An 18546-nucleotide genomic window follows, 5' to 3' on the forward strand; every position below is an offset into this window, starting at 1 on the left:
ATGCAGGGCGCGACTGCCGAATCGGTTGCGGCGATCAAGGAGATCGGCGCCACCATCGGCCAGATCTCGTCGATCTCGACGTCGATTGCGAGCGCGGTCGAGCAGCAGGGCGCGGCGACGCAGGAAATCGCGCGCAGCGTCCAGACCGTCGCACAGGGCACCCAGACCGCCGCCACCGACATCGGTCAGGTCAATCGCGGCGCCGCCGAGACCGGCTCGGCCTCGGAAGAGGTGCTGCACTCGGCCAAGACGCTGTCATCCGAAAGCACCCGGTTGCGCGCCGAGCTCGACCGCTTCATGGGGAATATCCGGGCGGCGTAAGGCTTCGTTACGGCAGAGCGAGGGGCGCGCGTTCCGCGCTCACTCCCTCCCGAACACCCGCTTCAGCTCACCTTTGCTCGCTCCAGCCGCGTGCGCTGCGTCTGCGGCAGCGTCTTGCCGGCGCGGTTGATGTAGAACGTCAGCATCGACAGCGCCGAGCGGTAGGCGCCGGTCTTGCGGCGCGCGCTGTGCTCGGCCGAGCGCTTCAGCGAAGTCGCGATCTTCTTCGCGCTGGTCAGCTTGAACACGCCGTGTTTGAGGTCGAGCGCGTCGCTCTCCTTCGTCACCCGCTGTGACCAGCGCTTCGGTGAGGCGCGTTTGGTGCCCTTGCGCGCCGCTGTTTTGCGAGAATGTGTCGTCCTTCTGACATGAGCCATGCGCCAACTCCTTGCGGCTCCACCAAAAACCAGCGGCGCGAACGGTCGTTCCACGGGAACCTGCCCTCGCCGCAGACGTTGTCGCAGGTGGCAGGCGGAATGCCGCACCCCCTTGATCGGATCGACAGCGTCCACCTCCCGTGCCGGGGCGTCCATTGGTCAGATGCAACAACGCGATGGAATTGCAGCGAAGCCCAGCGCCGAATGATGGACCTGTGGTCTCCACGGCGGCTGCGGTCGATCGCATCATCGAGACCAGCATTCCCTCACGACTCGACGCACTGCCGTGGAGCGGCTTTCACACGCGCGTCGTGCTCGCGCTCGGCATCACCTGGATTCTGGATGGCCTCGAGGTGACGCTGGCCGGCGCGCTCTCCGGCGCGCTGAAGCAGAGTCCCACGATGCGTTTCTCCAATCTCGATCTCGGCGTCGCCAATTCCGCCTATCTTGCGGGTGCTGTGCTCGGCGCGCTCGGTTTCGGCTGGCTGACCGACCGCATCGGCCGCAAGAAGCTGTTCTTCATCACGCTTGCGCTCTATCTCTCGGCAACGGCCGCGACGGCTCTGTCATGGAATGTCGCGAGCTATGCGCTGTTTCGCTTCCTCACCGGCGCGGGCATCGGCGGCGAATACACCGCGATCAATTCGACGATCCAGGAACTGGTACCGGCGCGCTATCGCGGCTGGACCGATCTCGTCATCAATGGCAGCTTCTGGATCGGTGCTGCCATGGGCGCGGTGGCGGCCATCGTGCTGCTCGATCCCGTTGTGATCGGTCCCGATCTCGGCTGGCGCCTTGCTTATCTCATCGGCGCGGCCATCGGCCTCGTCGTGCTCTTGATGCGGATGTGGATTCCGGAGAGCCCGCGCTGGCTGATGATCCACGGCCATCCCGACCGGGCCCACAAGATCGTCGACGAGATCGAGCGCTCGGTGATCGGGCGCGACCAGGATACGAGCGACGGGCGCTTCACCAAGATCCGGCTGAAGATGCGCGATCACACGCCGATCCGGGAGGTCGTGCACACGCTGTTCTCGGTCTATCGCCAGCGGGCGATGGTCGGCCTCGTGCTGATGATCGCGCAGGCCTTCTTCTACAATGCCATCTTCTTCACCTTCGCGCTGGTGCTGACCGATTTTTACGGGATCAGCGCCGATCATGTCGGCTGGTATCTGCTCCCCTTCGCCGCCGGAAATTTCCTTGGTCCGTTGCTGCTCGGCCGGCTGTTCGATACGCTCGGCCGCCGCATCATGATCATGTTCACCTATGGCGCGTCGGGCCTGTTGCTGGCGCTGTCCGGCTATCTGTTTTCGATCGGCGCGCTGAGCGCACAGGAGCAGACTATCGCGTGGATGGTGATTTTCTTCTTTGCCTCGCCCGCCGCGAGCGCCGCCTATCTCACCGTCAGCGAGACTTTCCCCCTGGAGGTCCGCGCGCTGGCGATCGCGGTGTTCTACGCGGTCGGCACCGGCATCGGCGGCGTGATCGGCCCCGCGCTATTCGGCGTGCTGATCGATACGGGATCACGCACAAGCGTGTTCGCGGGCTATTTGCTGGGGTCATTCCTGATGATCGCGGCCGCGATCGTGGCATGGCGCTATGCCGTCTCATCGGAACGCAAATCGCTCGAAGAAATCGCGCGGCCGCTAGCGTCTATGGAGTAGACTATGAAATCGGAACTGGCTGAACTGGATCAAAAGCGCACCATGGTCGACATTGAAGCGCCCGATGCGGTGCCGGTGCCTCACGCACTCGTGCCGCATCTCAACGAGACAGCGATTCTGCTCGACATCGACGGGACGCTGCTCGACCTGATGCCGACGCCGCGTGAGGTGTGGGTGCCGCCAAGCCTGTCGGAAACGCTGAACCGGCTGACGGAGCGCACGTCGGGCGCGCTGGCGATGGTCAGCGGCCGTTCGCTCAACGACATCGATCTGATCTTCGCGCCCGATGTATTCCGCGCCGTCGCCGGCCACGGCGCGGAGATGCGGCTTTCGGTGGACAACGAAGCCGATGCCGTCAGCGCGCCGCCGCTGGACAAGGAGTTGAAGCGGCGGCTCGCGGCGGTTGCCAAGCTCAGTCCCGGCATTCTGCTCGAGGACAAGGGTTATTCGCTGGCGCTGCACTACCGCCTCGCGCCACATGCGGAGAAAGCGATCTATGAATCCGTTTCGCTGATCCGCGCCGACCTGCCCAATGCGCCGATCGAGGTGCTGCCGGGCAAGTTCGTCTGCGAGATCAAGCATTCCGGTTTCACCAAGGCGACCGGCGTGCGCGAGTTGATGACGCACGAGCCATTCAAGGGGCGCCGCCCGATCTTCATCGGCGACGACGTCACCGACGAGACCGTGTTCGCGATCATGCCCGACATGAACGGGCTCTCGTTCTCGGTGGGCCGCCGCGCCATCGGCGTCGACGGCCATTTCGATGCGCCGAACGATGTGCGCACGTTCCTCGCGCGTCTGCTCGACGACACAAGGTTGGAATAAGGCGCCGACACCTCGGAGCCACATTGGGCGCTCGCAATGGTTCCGGTGCGCGCGCTATTCGTGCTGCATGTCCCGGCCACTAAACCGGTTTTTGTTGAACGAAATCGGCATGTTCCCATCAGGAAAAACTGGTTCCAATGCGCGCGCCTGATTTTGGTTTCAATCCGAAGAAATGATGATCAGGAACCATATTGATGAACGGCAGTTAAATGGGGTGGAATGAACAGGAGGGGACGACCTGTGAACTTAATCGTCGTTTCAAATCGTGTTGCGCGCGGCAAACCTAACGAGCCGATGACGGGCGGGCTCGCGGCTGCGTTGCTTCCGGTCGTTGAGAATTCAGGCGCAATCTGGGTGGGTTCCTCGGGTCGCGTGCGGGATGGCCATCAAAAGGAACCGTTTGCCGAGATTGAAGCACTGGGTTCGGGTGCGATCGCAACGCTGGATCTGCCGGCGGCGCATTATGGCGGCTATTACGAAGGCTTTGCCAACTCAGCCTTGTGGCCGGCGCTGCACTCGCGCAGCGACCTGATCCGCGTCTCGCGTGATGACTATGTGAGCTATCGCGAGGTCAACGCCTTTATGGCGCGCGCCTTGATGCGCTTCCGGAAAGCACAAACGGCGTTCTGGGTGCAGGACTATCATTTCCTCGCGCTCGGCGCGGAACTGCGCCATCTCGGCGTCGACGACCCGATCGGCTTCTTCCTGCACACGCCGTGGCCGGTCGCCGCGGTGATGCAGGGCGTGCCCAATCATCGCGAGCTGATCACGGCGATGTTGGCCTACGATCTGCTCGGCTTCCAGACCAATGACGATTGCCAGAATTTTCTCGGCTATGTGGCGGGCGAACTGGGCCTCGTTGTCGAGGACGGGGTCGCGATCTCGCAGTATGGCCGAACTCGCTGCGAAGTCTTTCCGATCGGCATCGATGCCGAGAAGTTCGCGCAATATGCGGCGAAGTCGGTTTCGCATCCGGACGTGTCGCGGCTGCGCCGCAGCCTCAACGGCGAGCGGCTGGCAATCGGCGTCGACCGCCTCGACTATTCCAAGGGCCTCGTCAACCGCATCAGCGCATTCGACCGGCTCTGGACCGAGCATCCGCAGTTTGCGCGCAGCATCTCGCTGTTGCAGATCGCAAATCCCTCGCGCGGTGCCATCGAGGCCTATGGCAATCTCCAGAGCGAGGTCGCGCGTCTCGTGTCCGACGTGAACGGGCGCCACGGCGAGGCCGACTGGACACCGATCCGCTATCTCAACAAGGGATTTAGCCAGGCCGTGCTCTCGGGTCTTTACCGCACCGCGCAGATCGGCGTGGTGACGCCGCTGCATGACGGCATGAATCTGGTCGCCAAGGAATACGTCGCCGCGCAAAATCCGGCCGATCCCGGCGTGCTGGTGCTGTCGAAATTCGCCGGCGCGGCCAACGAACTCGACACTGCCCTCCTGGTCAATCCGCACGACATCGACGGCATGGCGCGCGCGATCGCGGTCGCGGCCGCGATGCCGCTCACCGAGCGCAAGATACGCTGGGAAGCGATGATGAAGAAGCTGCGCGGCCACACCATCCAGCAATGGTCGGCGGATTTTGTCGCCGAGCTGGAGAAGTGCCGGACCGAAAAGGCCGCGGTGGCGCCGCTCGAAGCACAGCCGCCTCAGGCGTTGCGCTGGCTGAAGTCCGCGATCTCAGGTGTGCGGTTGATTTAGCTCTTGCTCGCCCGATTCTTATGGGAAGGGCCGAGGTGAGTGGCTACAGCCCTTCAGTAGCAATATGACACGCGCTCCAAAATCGCGCACTGCCGCTTGTTCGGCGCGTTCGGACCGTCCAGCGGCACCATGCCCTTGCCCTGGCCGACAAACACGCCAGGCCCGACAAGCACTGAGCTTTTGTTGCCGATGATTACGCTCTGGTGCGGCGTCGAGCTCGAGCGCGTGCCGTCGGGCCAGAGGATGGCATCGCCCGAAAGCATCCCGCGCCGTCCGTCGTCGCAGCTCACGTCGACCCCTTGCCGGGTGCAGATTTGTGCAGCGGCCGGTCCGGCGAAGGCGGCGGCAAGGGCCGAAATCAGGCTCAGCGCGATGATGGCGTTACGGATGGTCATGGTGCTCCCGGTCGTGGTTGGGCATTCTCAAGTGAATCGTCGCCCCAAACCTGCCGCCGGTTCGGCCCGTAGCGGGTTCCGAGCGCTGAGGCCGCGTCCGATATTATCTATGAAATACAAGATCTTACGGAAATTTAACCCGATTTCCCCGCGATCCCTTGCAAAATCATCGGCGCCCCTTCAAGAGAGTGCGCTCCGGAGAGATGGCCGAGTGGCTTAAGGCGCACGCTTGGAAAGCGTGTGTGCGGGAAACCGTACCGTGGGTTCGAATCCCACTCTCTCCGCCATTCGTCAAAACCAAGAAGAAAATTAGTCAGTATCGAGAAGGACTTGCGCGAGGGCTCCGGCAGCCGCCGGCGGCGAAAGTCTAGGCGGCGGATTCCGGCTGGCAATGTCGAGTGCGTGCTCGCAGGTGTCGTCCCTCATTGCGCGGGTAGGTGAAGCAGTCGCCTGAAATGCCGAAACATCTGCGACTGCGACTGTTCACGGTTCCAGCTCAGATGCACCGAAAGGGCCGGACTGCCATCGATGTCTATCGTGCTGAAGCGTCGGCCGGTCTCACCGACGACCGCGACATCGTCGACGATTGCTATCCCAACGCCTTCGTGCACAAGGCCTATCGCCGTTTCGATATGGCGGACCCGTATGCCAACGTGCGGCTCGATCCCAATTTCTCTAAACTGCTTTTCCGCGATCGAGCCGTGGGGCGTATGAGGCTCAAAAAGGATCAAGAACTTGTCCTTGAGGTCCGTGGCCGTCAGTTTGTCGAAAGCCGCCAACGGATCAGCAGACGGAACAAGCGCAACGAGTTTGCATGGACGCACGGGCACGCTTTCGATCAAAGGGTGAGCTACTGGAAAGATAGAAACTACACATTCTCCCTTTTGGAGGAGCAGGTAGTCGATGATCTGCTCCAACATCAGAACATCGATATGAAACTGCAGCTTCGGAAGGTCCTCGTGCATGCGGGCGATGACGTTGGGCACCACCGCACGACCCGGGCTGCCGGTGGCGCCGATTCGAAATAGTCCTCCGTCGCCGTTGACGAGGCGCTCAACCGCACTCCCTAGCTCGTCCAGCTCATCGAAGACCTTGCTTGCCAAACCCAGCAGCCGAATGGCCTCCCCCGTGGGGACAAGCCGCCCCTTGGTTCGCTTGAACAGGGTCAAACCGAGAATGTCCTCGCAACGCTGCACGATGCGCGAAACGCTGGGCTGCGTGGTGGCCAGGACTTTGGCCGCGCCATTCAAGGTGCCTGACGCCATAACCGCCCGGAACACCTCAATCTGGCGGAGGCTCAGGCGCCGCCTGTCCGCAACGGTTTTCCTGACTTGTCCGTATTCGACGGAATCTTCACTCGTCCTGTCGGCAGCCATGTCGTCCCTAATTGCTATGCCTTCAAGGCATAGAGGATGGCAAAAGCTTTCATTGTGTCAATAGGCCTGGGCAGGCTTCTCTGTTTCCAACCAACCAAAAGGAAACGGGAGGATCTCTCATGAGAAACCGCACGATTGCTGGGCTTGTGGCCTGCGCGATCTCGACTCTGGCTTCGGTCGCCCACGCAGCCGATCCCGTCAAGGTCTGTGGGTTGAGGTTCACCTCGTCGGCCGCAAATTTCATTGCCGTCGAGAAAGGCTACTACGCAGACGAAGGGCTCGACATCACCCTTGCCTATTTCGATGCCGCGCAACCCGTCGCCGTGGCCGTTTCGGCGGGCGCTTGCGATATCGGCGTCACCGGGTTCACGGCCGGCATGTATAATCTGGCCGGTCAGGGTACGTTGCGCATCATCGCAGGGGAAGCCTGGGAGGAGCGTGGCTATCAGTTCATCGGTGTCGTTGCTTCCAACGAGGCCTACGACAAAGGCCTCAGGAGCATCAGGGACTTGCCGGGCAAGCGTTTCGGGGTAACGCAGCTCGGTTCGACGTTCCACTACAATGTTGGAATGCTCACCGACAAATATGGCTGGGACAACAAGGCCGTTTCGGTCGTTCCACTGCAGTCGGTCGCCAACATGGTTGGCGCCGTCAAGTCTGGCGCGGTCGATGCTGCGGCGCTGCCATCCTTCGTTGCCAATCCGCTGAGCGCGGGAGGCGCGGTTAAACTACTTGGTTGGGTTGCGGCGGAAACACCGTGGCAGGTGTCCGGCGTCATCGCATCCAAGGACATGATCGACAAGCGCCGCAGCGTGGTAGAGCATTTCATCAAGGCCTATAAGCGCGCAACGGCCGAATACGACGCGGCATTCAATCATCTCGACGCCGGTGGCAAGCATGTCTTCGGCAAGGATGCTGAAGCGCTTTTCCCAATCATTGAAAAGTACACCAACACCTCGCGGGCCGTGGTGATGGATGGCCTGCCCTATGTCAACAAGCAGGCCAGCTACAATATCGCCAACGTCGCCGCGCAGCTCGACTGGTACAAGGCCCGCGGTTTTGTCGATGCCGGCGTCACCGTCGACAAAGTTGCCGATGCGTCCTTCGTAGAGGTCGTGAAGGAAAATTTTAAATAGCCGTCGATCCTCCCTGAGGAAGTCGAGAGAGGAAGCGAGCCATGGATCTGTCGGTTGCTGCGATCTCGCATTGGTATGGCGGCACCAATGCCCTTCAGAACGTCAGCTTTGATGTCAAAAGCGGGGAGGTGGTCTGCCTGATTGGTCCCTCGGGCTGCGGGAAATCGACCCTTTTAGGCATCATCGGAGGGCTGATCGCGCCTTCATCCGGCGAAGTCAGGCTGCGCGGGGCGCCTCCCGCGGGTTCGCTCAATCCGCTGACCTACGTGTTCCAGGATTTCGCTTTGTTGCCCTGGCGCACGGTCAGGGGAAACGTGGCCCTTGCGCTCGAAGAGCACAAGCTTCCGGCAGGCGAACTCGCCTCGCGCGTCGGCCGCGCGCTAACGATGTGCGGGCTTTCGGACTTCGCGGAGGCCCTGCCCAGGCAACTATCGGGCGGCATGAAGCAACGTGTCGGCATTGCGCGCGCGATTGCCGTCACCCCGGCGGTGTTGCTGTTGGACGAACCCCTGTCCGCGCTAGACGCCCAGACACGTGACCTTCTGATCGAGGACTTGCTCGAGATTTTCCGGCGCGAATCCGCCACCGGCATCTGGGTGACACACAACCTCGATGAGGCGCTGAGGGTCGGAGACAAGGTCGTCGTGCTTTCGCGGAGGCCCGGCCGGCTCAAGAAGATCGTCCCAGTCGACATCCCGCGCGACCAGCGTGTGCTTCCGGAATCCGCGGCCGAAATGGCGAGACTGCACAATGAACTCTGGTCGCTGATCAAGGCAGAAGCCGTGATGGCGGATCGCGAGGTTGCCGATGTCTAGCGCACTCAAACTGGTGCAGGACGCGTCCCAGCGCAACTCCACGGGTTCTAAGGATGAAGGCCCGGAAGCGGTCGTCAGATTCCGTGGTGGCGGATTCGACCCTCGGCCGAATGCCTGGATCGGCTGGGCGGCGATCATCGGCCTTATGGCGATCTGGCAGCTGGCAGCAGCGTCCGGATATCTTTCACCGTTGGTCCTCCCCAGCCCGGTTCAGGTCGGAAGCGCACTCCTCAAGATGGCGGCCGCCGACGATTTCACGAGCCAGGTGTCCGCTTCGCTCTCGCGCGTGGCGAGCGGATGGCTCATCGGCACGATCATGGGACTGATCGTCGGCTGCGCCATGGGTGTTTTCTCGATCGCCCGGGCCGGCGCGCTGCCCATCGTCTCCGGGCTTTATCCCATTCCAATGATCGCCATCCTGCCGTTGCTGATCGTATGGCTCGGCATCGGAGAGAGTTCCAAGACCGCCGTTATCGTCCTCGGCGTCTTCTCGCCGACCGTGATCAGCACATTCAGCGCGGTGGACAATGTTCCGCGCGGCCTGATCCGCATGGGACAAAGCTTCGGACTTTCCTGGCGCTCTATAGTGTTCAAGATCATCCTGCCTGGCTCGCTTCCCGGCGTCCTTGCCGGGTTTCGGATCAGTGCGGCGATCGCGCTGATCCTCCTGGTGTCTGCCGAAATGATCGGCGCCGAATATGGCATCGGCGCGCTGATCCTGCTCGCCGGAAATCTCATGCAGACGGACCGGCTCGTGGCGGGCGTTCTCCTGCTCTCGGCGACAGGGCTGGTGATTTCCTGGCTGCTCGGCCGGCTCGAAAAGGCGCTGCTGAAATGGCGATGAACTCAGCAACTCATATCGTTTCCAAAGCGTCTGGAGCCACAAGACTGCAAGCAGACATTTGCGTCGTCGGCAGCGGTGCTGCAGGTTCGATGGCGGCACTGACAGCCGCAACACTCGGTCTCAAGACCGTCCTTGTTGAAGCGATGCCAAATGTCGGCGGGCAGTTGGTCGGGACATTGCTTGGAACGATCTGCGGGCTCTACGACAATGGACCGCGGCCACGCCGGCTCACATTCGGTCCTGTCGACGACCTGCTGAAGGACCTTTGGCAGCGCAATGCTATTCATGCGCGTCGCGCTCTGAATACGCTGGTGCTGCAATATGATGAAGCGTTGACGGGGCGCTGGACCGAACGCGCGCTTCGCGACGCCGGGGTGGAACTCGTTCTCGGAGGCGTGGTCCGCAACGCCTCTATGGCGGACCGTCGGGTCACGACGCTTGATGTGGCGACCCGCTGGGGCGACCTCAAAATCTCCGCTCACGGATTCATCGATGCTTCCGGAGATTCCACCGTCGCATGGCACGCGGGACTTCCGGTGCGCGAACCCGACGAAGCACAATGGGGAACTCAGATGTTCATCATAGAAGGCTTCGACGTTGACAAGGCCGACCTGATCGACGGGTTCAAGGTCGAGGAAGCCTTGCAGCGCCGCAGTAGCGAATTCGGTTTGCCCCGCAGGGACGGGTTCATTTTCAAATACCCCGGCCGTGATATCGCAACCGTCAACATGACGCACATCCCCAATCCCACAGAACCGATCGCCGCCGCCGATGCGGCTTTGGCGGGCAAGGACCAAGCCGATGTGCTGATGGAATTCTTCAAATCGGAGTACCCTGAAGTTATGGCCAACGCCGGCATCCGATCCTACGGGCAGCCAGGCATTCGTCAGACACGCTGGTACGTGGCCGATCATCATCTCACCCTTGATGAAGTGCGCGGCGGCCGGCGACCGAAGGACGCGGTGGCTCGCTGCACCTGGCCCGTCGAGGCCCACAACTCCGCCGAGCGCGTCTATTGGGAAGAGTTTGAAGATCCAGACCACATGCACTATGTGCCGCTTTCCAGCATGATCCATCGCGACGCCGACAATCTCGTCGCAGCCGGGCGCTGCATCGATGGAGACACGGCAGCCCTTGCCTCGGTGCGCGTGATGGGTCCATGCTTCGCGATGGGGCAGGCGGCTGCACATGCGCTAAAACTCGCTGGCGCCGGATCCGTCCGGGACGTGTCGTTTGCAGAGCTCGAATCCGCTCTTAGCGCCAATCTGGAGAACTTCGCAGTCGATCCGTGGACGGAGAGCGCGATATGAATGCGCCCGGTGCGCTCCACTCGTCATCTTACGATGTTGACCTCTACTCCGACGAAGTGATCCTCGATCCTTACGATCATTATCGAGTCATCCGCGAACTCGGTTCGGTCGTGTATCTGCCTAAGCACAATCTGTGGGCCATGAGTCGCCATGCCGATGTGAAGGCTGCACTGCTGAATCACGAGCTGTTTTCGAGCGCCAAGGGCGTCGCTGCCAACGATGTACTTAATACCGCCGGCCTCGGCAACGCCATCACAAGCGATCCTCCTGATCACACGCGCATGCGCTCGATTATCCGCGAGCCGCTCACAGTTCCCGCGCTGCGCAAAATATCACCATCGGTGAAGGACGAGGCTGAGGCCGTTGTCGAGCGTCTCGTCCGGCTGGGCGAATTCGAGGTCATGAGCGAACTGGCGCAATATCTACCGGTCACGATCGTCTCGCGCCTTGTCGGTCTGCCTGAGGAAGGCCGCGGCAACATGCTGAAATGGGCAGGCGCGACCTTCGATGCGCTCGGACCCATGAATGGACGTGCGCAGGCGGCCATGCCGAAGATCGAAGAGCTGCACGCCTATTGCAGGAACCCGGCGACGATCGGATCGCTGCGCCCCGATGGCTGGGCCGCCGCGATCTGGAGGGCGGCGGAACGTGGTGATATTCCGCGCGACAAATGTCCGGCCATGATGCGTGATTATATTAGCCCGAGCCTCGACACCACCATCTTTGCCACGGGGAACATCGTGCGCGCGTTCGCAAGATTTCCGGATCAATGGGACTTGGTGCGACGCGACTGGAGCCTCATATCGGGCGCGATCAATGAAGGCATTCGATGGGAGTCGCCCGTGCGCGGCTTCACCCGCGTGCTCACGCGGGATGCAGAGTTCGATGGTGTCGAGTTGCCAGCGGGCACGCGGATGTTGCTGCTTTATGCCTCTGCGAACCGGGATGAACGTGCCTGGAAAAGCCCCGAGATATTCGATGTGCGTCGCGACACACGGGACCATATCGGCTTCGGGTTCGGCCCGCATATCTGCGTCGGGATGCATCTTGCTCGTCTCGAAATCACATGCCTGTTGCAGGCGCTGGCGAAGCGCGTCACCCGTTTCGTCATCCGTGACGAGCAATGGGGCATCAACAACGCGCTGCGCGGTCTCAAGACCATGCATGTCGAGGTCATGACAGGCGAGGACCGGGAAGCCAAGCGCGATCAGCCGATTTCACTGGCCGAGCCGCTCAACCATCTCGCGGTTACCGTCGCCGGAATCGTCGAAGTCGCGAAGGACATATGGCTGGTCACATTGCGATCGGCCAATGGCTCGCCCCTGCCCGAGGCGTCGCCGGGCGCGCACATCGACGTGCACCTGCCCAACGGCTTGACTCGGCAATATTCGGTTGTACTCGGCAAGGGCGGTGCGGGCAGAATTCAGATCGGCGTGAAACGCGAGCACGCGGGCCTGGGCGGCTCAGCCTTCATTTTCGAGAAGCTGCGAGTCGGCGACGACATCCGGATATCAGGACCGCGCAACAACTTTCCGCTGGTCGAAATCGCGCGTAACAGCGTGTTCATCGCAGGTGGGATCGGCGTCACGCCCATCATCAGCATGAAGCGCCGCGCCGCGCAGCTCGGCTTGACGCATCAACTCTACTTCGCGGCTCGCGCCGAATCCGAAGTTGCGTTTCTCGATGAATTGTCGGGTGATCCGAATGTTCATCTCCACATCGACGAAGAGGCCGGCTCGGTACTCGATCTCGCAAGCATCGAGGCCGGTGCGCCGGTGGACACGCATTTCTATTGCTGCGGGCCGAAGCCGATGATGCAAGCATTCGAACGGATTTTCGCTGTCCGACCGAAGGAATGCGTGCATCTCGAATATTTCTCGGCCAGGCACGAAGCGGCGCGGAGCGGTGGCTTTGACGTCGAACTCGCCGGCAGCGGCCGCATCGTCAGGGTCGAGCCGGGCGAGCGCATCGTCGATGCGCTCCGCCGGGTCGGTGTCGAGGTGCCGGTGTCGTGTGAGCAGGGCGTTTGCGGTTCATGCGAAACGCAGGTCCTCGCCGGCGAGCCGGACCACCGGGATTCTGTGTTGAGCGCCGAGGAAAAGGCCGCGAATAAATCGATGATGGTATGCTGTGGCGGCTGCAAAGGTGATCGCCTGGTTCTTGATCTGTAGGCTGGCGAGAAGTGATGAACACTTGCGGCGTATCCGATCCTTGCCATCGCTCAAGCACCTTCGAAAAGTTCTGCGACAAGGAGCGCAAGCTGTGCCGCTGCGCTTGGTGTCCTCCATGCCCAGCACCTCAATTCCGACTCTGTGTTCGGCGTCAAGAGATCGCTCGTTGCGTCCTATGAGAGGTTCGACCGCGAATTCACTCCGTGGCGTTCCCATTTCGATTTCATCTTGACGCTAGAGGAATTCTCGGACGGCAAGACGTCGCATACCCCGTTCGTCGAGCGCGAGGCGCCATCCGGTCCGCGACACGCTTCCATCGGCGATCGCTGCCGACATGGCGATACTATGCGGCTGCAGGCAAATGCTCCGATTGGTCGCTGTCCAAATGGGGGCGTCAAAAACCCGGTCGCGACGCGGCAATCTTGGCGGTAGTGCGTTCCGTTGTTCAGCCAATACATGGGTCATGGGAAAACACCTAAAGGTTCATGAGCGTATCTGGCGCGCCTTCGGCCGCGACGGCGCGCCATGCAGAAACGCGCCTGTACACGGGCGCGTGACCTCCATAACTTCCGCGGCGCAATTTGAGGAGATGCGACGTGGCGAAGAAAACGGCGACCAGGAAGAAAAGTGCTGCGAAGAAAGCAGCAAAGACCTCCGGCAAGACGAGCACCGTTCGCAAAAGCGTGTTTGCGAAGGCTGCAACGAAGCCGGTCAAGAAGGCCGCTCCGCGCAAATCATCAGCACCACGCCGCCCGAAAGGGCCGGCCTGGCAATGGTCGGCGGTCGAGACCGCAGCCGCAATCCGCTCCGGCGCCATCTCCGCGGTCGAGACCGTCGAGGCGCATCTCGAGCGGATGCGTGCCGTCAATCCGCGGCTGAACGCCGTCGTCGTCGATCTCTCGGAGGAGGCGCTGGCTGCGGCGCATGCGGCCGACAAGCAGCGCGCGAAGGGCGGCGAACTCGGCCTCATGCACGGCGTACCGATCACGATCAAAGAGAATGTCGATTACGAAGGCCGTCCGAATTTCAACGGCGTGCCGGCGAACAAGGATCTCGTTGCGCCGTCGGATTCGCCCGTGGTGCGCAACCTGAAGAAGGCCGGCGCGGTCGTTATCGGCCTCACCAACACCCCGGAATTCTCTTTCCGCGGCTTCACCGACAATCCCTTGCACGGGCTGACGCTCAATCCCTGGGATCCTGATATCACCTGCGGTGGCTCCTCGGGCGGCGCGGGTTCGGCGGTCGCCGCCGGCATCGGCACTATCGCGCACGGCAACGACATCGGCGGCTCGCTGCGCTGGCCGGCGCATTGCAACGGCGTTGCGACCATCAAGCCGACGCAGGGGCGTATTCCCGCGTTCAACGCAAGCGCAACCGCCGAGCGGCCGATGCTGGCACATCTGATGTCGGCACAGGGGCCGCTCGCCCGCCACGTCGCCGACATCAGGCTCGCGCTGGAAGTGATGAGCCAGCGCGATCCGCGCGATCCCTGGTGGGTGCCGGCGCCGCTGGTGGGACCGAAGCCGAAGGGCCCGATCAAGGTCGCGCTCGCCAAGATTCCTGAAGACATGGACGTCGATCCGTCCGTTCGCACGGCGTTGCGTCAGGCCGCCGATCATCTGGAGCGTTCCGGCTATCGGGTCAGCGAGGTTGATGTGCCCGACATCGACGGCGTCTGGCAGACCTGGTGCGACATCATCACCAATGAGACGATGGTGTTGCAGGAGGCCGGCATGCTGAAGGTGACGTCTGAAGACTTCCACAAGGCGTGGGGCGGCATGAAGGCCAAGGCCAATGTGCTCGACCTCAAGGCCTGGATGCAGGCGACTGCCGCGCGCAACGGCCACATCCGCGCCTGGCAGCTGTTCTTCGAGGAATATCCGGTCGTGCTGGCGCCGACCACGGTGAAGCCGACGCCGGGCCCGCGTGAAGACACCGTCAGTGCCGAACGCGTGCGCGAGATCTTCTGGGGCGAGATCCGCTTCATCTCCGCGATCAACGTGCTGGGTTTGCCGGGCGCCGTGGTGCCGGTGACGCTGCACGATGGCAAGCCGATCGGCGTGCAGCTCATCGCCGGGCGCTATCGCGAGGACCTCGCGCTCGATGCGGCGGCCGCGATCGAGAAGCGGGCCGGCGTGCTTGCCCATCGGCTGTGGGAACAGATGGATTGAGACTGCGAAGGCCTCACCTTCTCCCCTTGCAAAAGGGGAGAAGGAAACCGCTCAGCCGGCTGCGCAAAGCTTCATTAATCCAATTTGACTCGAATTTTAGCCAATTCCCCAACAACCGTTAGGGTTACTTCCTCGATCTCTAGACGAATTATTGTTCGCTTTACCACCCGCCTCTAACAGAGGGACGGCGGACAACGCACATGCCTCATACAGGCCAATAAGTGCGGCCCGCTCCACGCGGAGGTGGCACGATGCGCAACGAGACGATCGCTATTCACGCCGGCTACGAGCCCGAAGCCACCACGCACGCGGTTGCCGTGCCGATCTACCAGACCGCGGCTTACGCCTTCGACAGCGCCGATCACGGCGCGGCGCTCTTCAATCTCGAGGCCGAAGGCTATCGCTACAGCCGCATCGCCAATCCGACCAGCGCGGTGCTGGAAAAGCGTATCGCCGAGCTTGAGGGCGGCGTCGGCGCGCTTGCGGTCGCGACCGGGCAGGCGGCGCTGCATTTCGCCTTCGTCAACGTCGCCGATCACGGCGGCAACATCGTTTCCATGCCGCAGCTCTACGGCACCACGCATACGCTGCTCTCGCACATCCTGCCGCGGCAGAGCATCACCGGCCGCTTTGCCGAGAGCGACAAGCCTGAGGCGGTCGAAAAGCTGATCGACGAGAACACCCGCGCCGTGTTCGCCGAAACCATCGGCAATCCCGCCGGCAATGTCTGCGATATCGAGGCGCTGGCAAAGATCGCTCACGCGCACGGTGTGCCGCTGATCGTGGACAATACGGTTGCAACCCCAATCCTGCTCAAGCCGTTCGATTACGGCGCCGACATCGCCGTGCATTCGCTGACCAAATTCCTGGGCGGCCACGGCACCACGCTCGGCGGCGCCATCGTCGATTCCGGCAACTTCCCCTGGGCCAGGTACGCGGACCGCTTCCCCGGTTACAACAAGCCGGACGCCTCGTACCACGGCCTCGTCTATGCCGAGCGCTTCGGCCGCACTGCCTATATCGAGCGCGCGCGGAGCATCTATCAACGCACCATGGGTTCGGTGCTGTCGCCGTTCAACGCCTTCCTGCTGATCCAGGGCATCGAGACCGTGGCGCTGCGCATGGAGCGCCACTGCGAGAATGCCCGCAAGGTCGCCGAATTCCTGCGTAAGGACCCGCGCGTCGCCTGGGTCAACTACACCGGTTTCCCGGACAGTCCCTATTATCCGCTGGTGCAGAAATATCTCGACGGCAACGCGTCCTCGCTGTTCACCTTTGGCATCAAGGGCGGCATGGAAGCAGGAAAGTCCTTCTACGATGCGCTGAAGCTGATCACGCGCCTGGTCAATATCGGCGATGCCAAGTCGCTGGCCTGCCATCCGGCATCGACCACGCACCGGCAGATGTCGGCGGAGCAGCAGCGGGTCGCTGGCGTCTTGCCGGAAACGATTCGTCTCTCGATCGGTATCGAACATTCCGCCGATATCATCGAGGACATCGACCAGGCGCTGGAAAAGGCCTGCCCGTCCGCGCGCCTCCAGGCCGCGGAGTAGGCGGCGGCACCGATGACGATCTTGATCGACAGGGATCAAGGCATATCGAGCCCGGCGTTGGTGCCGGGAGAGGGCGATCTTGCACGCGAGCGCCACGGCGCCGAGCTCACCATCGGCCTGATCAACAACATGCCGGATCCGGCGCTGAAGGCGACCGAGCGGCAGTTCATGAAGCTGCTCCAGGCCGCCGCGGGCCCGCGCCGCATCCGCTTCCACTGCTTCTCGCTGCCCTCGGTGAAGCGCTCGCCGGAAGCGAAGTGGCACGTCGAGAGCGAATATTCGGAACTCACCGAGCTGAGGCGCCACAAGTTCGACGGGCTGATCGTGACCGGCGCCGAGCCGGTTGCGCCCGAGCTCGACCAGGAGCCATACTGGCGCGATCTCACCGAGCTGATCGACTGGGCCAAGGTCAACACGCGCTCGACGATCTGGTCGTGCCTCGCCGCGCATGCGGCGGTGCTGCATCTCGATCGTATCGAACGGCGGCGGCTTCCGGCCAAATGTCACGGCATTTTCGACTGCGAAGCCGTGACCGGCGATCCGCTGACGCGCGCCGCGCCTGCGCCGCTCAAGGTTTCGCATTCGCGTGTCAACGAGATCGTCGAGGGCGACCTCGCGCAGGCCGGCTACCGGGTGCTGACCCGTTCGGCAAAGGCCGGCGTCGATGTCTTCGTCCGGCAATATGCCAGCCGCTTCGTGTTCTTCCAGGGCCACCCGGAATATGACGCGCTGTCGCTTCAGCGTGAATATCTGCGCGACATCGGCCGTTATCTCGCGCGCGAGCGCGACAATTATCCGCATCTGCCCGCGAGCTATTTTGACGCTGCGACCGAGGAGAAGCTTGGCCGCTTCGAGAAGCAGGCAAGACACCAGCGCCACCCCGCGCTCGGCAACGACCTGCCTGCGCTGAATTTGCGTGCCGATATCGACGCCGGTAGCGCCGCGGCGGCATTGTTTCGGAACTGGCTGCAATATCTCGGCGCGGAGGCCGACGCGTCGGTGCTCGTGGGTTAGGTCTGGACAACGGGTTCGACGTTAGGACTAACCAAGTGTGAAGCTTGCCTCAAGCAGCGAACGAATGCTTCAGTGACGGGGCGGCACAAACAGGGAAAGCGATTCGTGTGGTCGGCACTCCAGGGACGCGTGAGCAATCGGCTGGCCCGGCATTTCCGTGCCGCGCCGCACCACCTGCCCGCGCATGCGCCCATGGTGAGCTTCACCTTCGACGATGCCCCCGATAGCGCCGCAGGCGAGGGCGCCGAGCTTCTGGAGCAGCATGGCGGCCGCGGCACGTTCTATCTCGCCGGCAGCCTGGTCGATCGTCCCTCGGACCATTGGCACGGCCTGTCAAACGACGCCGTGGTGCGGCTTCACCGGGCCGGGCATGAGATCGCCTGCCACACCTTCTCGCACCAGAGTGCGGTCAATCTCGACGAGGCGGCCATGGCACGCGAGATCGACCGGAACCGCGGCCATTTTCGCGATATCGATTCCTCGATTACGCTGGAAAATTTCGCTTACCCCTATGGTATTGCCTCGGTCTGGCGCAAACCGCAGCTCGCAAAAACCTTCCGCTCGGCGCGCGGCATCCTTCCCGGCGTCAATCGCGACGTCATCGATCTCCAGTTCCTGCGCGCCTCGCCCCTGGTCGATTGCGAGATCGATATTGCGGGTGTCGATCGCTATTTCGATGAGGCGGTCGAGAGCGGCGGATGGCTGATCTTCTACGGTCATGACGTCGCCAACGCGCCGAGCCCGTATGGCTGCACGCCGCACCTGATGCGCCATGCGTTGCAGGCGGCCGGGAAGCGCGACATGCCGATCGTGACGGTCGCGGAAGCGCTGCGAAGGATCGGGGCGTAGCTTCTTCTTCCTTCTCCCCTT

At 62.4% G+C, this 18546-nt stretch carries 14 protein-coding genes, 1 tRNA gene and 3 pseudogenes; 15 read left to right on the forward strand and 3 right to left on the reverse strand.

Features of this window, described 5'->3' with window-relative positions; genetic code table 11:
- A pseudogene (locus tag ABIB00_RS29935) lies at positions 1-321 on the forward strand (methyl-accepting chemotaxis protein); the annotation flags it as partial.
- A gap of 39 nt (positions 322-360) precedes the next feature.
- Here the strand turns inward: ABIB00_RS29935 and ABIB00_RS29940 are convergent.
- A pseudogene (locus ABIB00_RS29940) lies at positions 361-698 on the reverse strand (DUF3175 domain-containing protein).
- 176 nt (positions 699-874) lie between these two features.
- Here ABIB00_RS29940 and ABIB00_RS29945 point away from each other — a divergent pair.
- From ABIB00_RS29945 to ABIB00_RS29955, 3 genes are all read left to right on the forward strand, one after another.
- Positions 875-2362 carry an MFS transporter gene (locus ABIB00_RS29945; RefSeq protein ID WP_354106843.1) on the forward strand — a complete coding sequence of 496 codons (1488 nt, stop codon included), beginning with the start codon at positions 875-877 and terminating at the stop codon, positions 2360-2362.
- A gap of 3 nt (positions 2363-2365) precedes the next feature.
- Positions 2366-3187 carry a trehalose-phosphatase gene (otsB, locus tag ABIB00_RS29950; protein ID WP_247345041.1) on the forward strand — a complete coding sequence of 274 codons (822 nt, stop codon included), beginning with the start codon at positions 2366-2368 and terminating at the stop codon, positions 3185-3187.
- 240 nt (positions 3188-3427) lie between these two features.
- A complete protein-coding gene (locus ABIB00_RS29955) occupies positions 3428-4891 on the forward strand; it encodes a trehalose-6-phosphate synthase (protein WP_354106844.1) in 1464 nt (487 codons plus the stop codon).
- 53 nt (positions 4892-4944) lie between these two features.
- Here ABIB00_RS29955 and ABIB00_RS29960 read toward each other — a convergent pair whose 3' ends face one another.
- Positions 4945-5286 carry a hypothetical protein gene (locus tag ABIB00_RS29960; RefSeq protein WP_354106845.1) on the reverse strand — a complete coding sequence of 114 codons (342 nt, stop codon included), beginning with the start codon at positions 5284-5286 and terminating at the stop codon, positions 4945-4947.
- A gap of 197 nt (positions 5287-5483) precedes the next feature.
- On the opposite strand from ABIB00_RS29960, the gene ABIB00_RS29965 reads away from it, so the two are divergent.
- Positions 5484-5573: transfer RNA gene (locus tag ABIB00_RS29965), tRNA-Ser, on the forward strand.
- 135 nt (positions 5574-5708) lie between these two features.
- Here the strand turns inward: ABIB00_RS29965 and ABIB00_RS29970 are convergent.
- The gene (locus ABIB00_RS29970) at positions 5709-6662 is read right to left on the reverse strand and encodes a LysR family transcriptional regulator (RefSeq protein ID WP_354106846.1); all 954 of its coding nucleotides are present in this window, start codon (positions 6660-6662) and stop codon (positions 5709-5711) included.
- Between the two features lie 146 nt (positions 6663-6808).
- Between ABIB00_RS29970 and ABIB00_RS29975 the strand changes: the two genes are divergently transcribed.
- From ABIB00_RS29975 to ABIB00_RS30020, 10 genes and pseudogenes are all read left to right on the forward strand, one after another.
- Positions 6809-7798: an ABC transporter substrate-binding protein gene (locus ABIB00_RS29975; RefSeq protein WP_354106847.1), complete on the forward strand. Its 990-nt coding sequence runs from the start codon at positions 6809-6811 to the stop codon at positions 7796-7798.
- A gap of 41 nt (positions 7799-7839) precedes the next feature.
- Positions 7840-8613: an ABC transporter ATP-binding protein gene (locus ABIB00_RS29980; RefSeq protein ID WP_247444621.1), complete on the forward strand. Its 774-nt coding sequence runs from the start codon at positions 7840-7842 to the stop codon at positions 8611-8613.
- Positions 8606-9457 carry an ABC transporter permease gene (locus ABIB00_RS29985; protein WP_354106848.1) on the forward strand — a complete coding sequence of 284 codons (852 nt, stop codon included), beginning with the start codon at positions 8606-8608 and terminating at the stop codon, positions 9455-9457. Before ABIB00_RS29980 ends, ABIB00_RS29985 begins: the two co-directional genes overlap by 8 nt.
- Positions 9448-10767, forward strand: coding sequence for an FAD-dependent oxidoreductase (locus tag ABIB00_RS29990; RefSeq protein ID WP_354106849.1), 1320 nt, complete (start codon positions 9448-9450; stop codon positions 10765-10767). The genes ABIB00_RS29985 and ABIB00_RS29990 overlap by 10 nt, the downstream gene beginning before the upstream one ends.
- A complete protein-coding gene (locus ABIB00_RS29995) occupies positions 10764-12938 on the forward strand; it encodes a cytochrome P450/oxidoreductase (protein WP_354106850.1) in 2175 nt (724 codons plus the stop codon). The genes ABIB00_RS29990 and ABIB00_RS29995 overlap by 4 nt, the downstream gene beginning before the upstream one ends.
- A gap of 123 nt (positions 12939-13061) precedes the next feature.
- Positions 13062-13172, forward strand: a pseudogene (locus tag ABIB00_RS30000) (6-chlorohydroxyquinol-1,2-dioxygenase); the annotation flags it as partial.
- A 362-nt stretch (positions 13173-13534) separates the two neighbouring features.
- Complete coding sequence (locus tag ABIB00_RS30005; RefSeq protein ID WP_354106851.1) at positions 13535-15109, forward strand: amidase family protein; 1575 nt, start codon at positions 13535-13537, stop codon at positions 15107-15109.
- A gap of 251 nt (positions 15110-15360) precedes the next feature.
- Positions 15361-16662, forward strand: coding sequence for an O-acetylhomoserine aminocarboxypropyltransferase/cysteine synthase family protein (locus ABIB00_RS30010; protein WP_354106852.1), 1302 nt, complete (start codon positions 15361-15363; stop codon positions 16660-16662).
- A 12-nt stretch (positions 16663-16674) separates the two neighbouring features.
- Positions 16675-17676, forward strand: a complete 1002-nt coding sequence (metA, locus tag ABIB00_RS30015; RefSeq protein ID WP_354106853.1) for a homoserine O-succinyltransferase MetA — start codon at positions 16675-16677, stop codon at positions 17674-17676.
- Between the two features lie 105 nt (positions 17677-17781).
- Complete coding sequence (locus tag ABIB00_RS30020) at positions 17782-18525, forward strand: polysaccharide deacetylase family protein (RefSeq protein ID WP_247444628.1); 744 nt, start codon at positions 17782-17784, stop codon at positions 18523-18525.
- The last annotated feature ends 21 nt before the right edge of the window (positions 18526-18546 follow it).

The organism is Bradyrhizobium sp. LB14.3 (genome assembly GCF_040547985.1).
Classification (GTDB): Bacteria; Pseudomonadota; Alphaproteobacteria; order Rhizobiales; family Xanthobacteraceae; genus Bradyrhizobium.

What these genes read in the sequence shown, in the direction of transcription:
- ABIB00_RS29945 (WP_354106843.1), top strand. Translation starts at nt 875, where the DNA reads ATGGAATTGCAGCGAAGCCCAGCGCCGAATGATGGACCTGTGGTCTCC.
- otsB (WP_247345041.1), top strand. Translation starts at nt 2,366, where the DNA reads ATGAAATCGGAACTGGCTGAACTGGATCAAAAGCGCACCATGGTCGAC.
- ABIB00_RS29960 (WP_354106845.1), bottom strand. Translation starts at nt 5,286, where the DNA reads ATGACCATCCGTAACGCCATCATCGCGCTGAGCCTGATTTCGGCCCTT.
- ABIB00_RS29970 (WP_354106846.1), bottom strand. Translation starts at nt 6,662, where the DNA reads ATGGCTGCCGACAGGACGAGTGAAGATTCCGTCGAATACGGACAAGTC.
- ABIB00_RS29980 (WP_247444621.1), top strand. Translation starts at nt 7,840, where the DNA reads ATGGATCTGTCGGTTGCTGCGATCTCGCATTGGTATGGCGGCACCAAT.
- ABIB00_RS29985 (WP_354106848.1), top strand. Translation starts at nt 8,606, where the DNA reads ATGTCTAGCGCACTCAAACTGGTGCAGGACGCGTCCCAGCGCAACTCC.
- ABIB00_RS29990 (WP_354106849.1), top strand. Translation starts at nt 9,448, where the DNA reads ATGGCGATGAACTCAGCAACTCATATCGTTTCCAAAGCGTCTGGAGCC.
- ABIB00_RS29995 (WP_354106850.1), top strand. Translation starts at nt 10,764, where the DNA reads ATGAATGCGCCCGGTGCGCTCCACTCGTCATCTTACGATGTTGACCTC.
- ABIB00_RS30010 (WP_354106852.1), top strand. Translation starts at nt 15,361, where the DNA reads ATGCGCAACGAGACGATCGCTATTCACGCCGGCTACGAGCCCGAAGCC.
- metA (WP_354106853.1), top strand. Translation starts at nt 16,675, where the DNA reads ATGACGATCTTGATCGACAGGGATCAAGGCATATCGAGCCCGGCGTTG.